At 59.4% G+C, this 741-nt stretch carries 1 protein-coding gene and 1 pseudogene; both read left to right on the top strand.

Features of this window, described 5'->3' with window-relative positions; translation table 11 throughout:
* Positions 1-546 (top strand): DNA/RNA helicase domain-containing protein (locus GTW58_RS13255; RefSeq protein WP_168023579.1); only part of this gene is annotated, 546 nt, incomplete at its 5' end.
* A pseudogene (locus GTW58_RS13250) lies at positions 524-741 on the top strand (hypothetical protein); the annotation flags it as partial. The gene GTW58_RS13255 and the pseudogene GTW58_RS13250, both read left to right, overlap by 23 nt.

Genomic DNA, 741 nt, shown 5'->3' with positions numbered 1-741 from the left:
TACGAATTCGTGTTGTCCGAGCGACGCGCGGACATGGTGCAGCGTGTTCGGGACTGCGATGAACAGTTCGGCTTGTCACGGATGGTCGCCGGGTACGCCTGGGAGTGGCGCAGCCGTAAGGACCGTCAGGCGTACGACATCGAGATCGACGACGTTCGACTGCGGTGGAATTCCACGGACACGGACTGGATCAACTCCAGCAATTCCCTCGAGGAAGTTGGTTCGATCCACACGGTTCAGGGGTACGACCTGAACTATGCGGGAGTGATCATCGGGCCGGACCTGCGTTTCGACCCAAGTTCTGAGCAATTGGTTGTTGACCGCGGCAGCTACCGAGACGCGGTGGGCAAGCGCAACAACACGATGCGCGGTCAGATCACCACCGATCAGGACCTGCTGCGTTACATCGCCAACATCTATTCAGTGTTGCTGACCCGTGGAATGAGCGGAACCTACGTCTACGTGTGCGACCCCGAACTGCGACGTTGGCTGGCGCAGTTCATCCCCTCGGTAGGAGGACCACATGCCCCATTCACGGACTACTGAACCTGTTGATTCGCAACGTCGGGGTGGTCACCTGGCCGTCACGGTGTTCCCGTTGATGATCATTGCCGGTGCCGCGGCAGCATTCCTGTTGCCAGGGGCATTCACCGGCTGGAACGCATACATTGTTCCGGCCGGGGACATGGCGATGTCTCTGGTCCAAATCGTGCTGATCCCCATTGTCGGTGGGCTGCTCAT

Source organism: Kocuria subflava, from assembly GCF_012163155.1.
In the GTDB taxonomy this organism is placed as follows: domain Bacteria; phylum Actinomycetota; class Actinomycetes; order Actinomycetales; family Micrococcaceae; genus Kocuria; species Kocuria subflava.
The sequence above is the reverse complement of the archived record's forward strand: the minus strand, read 5'-3'. Positions and strand labels throughout refer to the sequence as shown.